Source organism: Vibrio sp. 2134-1 (assembly GCF_033339495.1).
Map to the genome: position 1 here is coordinate 1 of NZ_JAWOUS010000947.1, position 520 is coordinate 520.

The 520-nt window shown below is 46.3% G+C and carries 1 pseudogene; it reads right to left on the minus strand.

Annotation, left to right across the window (positions count from 1 at the left end):
• A pseudogene (locus R7R78_RS29410) lies at positions 1 to 470 on the minus strand (biotin--[acetyl-CoA-carboxylase] ligase); the annotation flags it as partial.
• Positions 471 to 520: the final 50 nt, after the last annotated feature.

Below are 520 nucleotides of genomic sequence, written 5' to 3' on the forward strand. Positions count from 1 at the left end.
TCAGGCATGCCAATATTTAATCCCATTCCAATCACTAAGTGAGCTGCGCCTCCTGCTTGACCAGACATCTCCACTAAACTACCGGCTAGTTTTTTATCTTGATAGTAGATGTCGTTTGGCCACTTAAGCTTAACACCTTGGATACCGATACTTTCCAGTGCTTCGACTGCAGCAATACCCACGACCAAACTCAGTCCCATCGCTGCCGCCATACCCGCATCTAAACGCCAGTACATAGACAAATACAGATTGGTGCCAAATGGCGATATCCATTGACGTCCGCGACGACCGCGCCCCTGCGCCTGATATTCAGCGATACAAACTCGCCCTTTATCGGATTCACTGACTTTCTCTAACAAATATTGATTCGTTGAATCGATCACGGAAATCAGTTCTACCGGAGTGCTAATGGCATTTTTCAGACGAGTTTCATCGAGTAATTGAAGAGGATGAGCCAGTTGATAGCCTCTTCAGACGAGTTTCATCGAGTAATTGAAGAGGATGAGCCAGTTGATAGCCT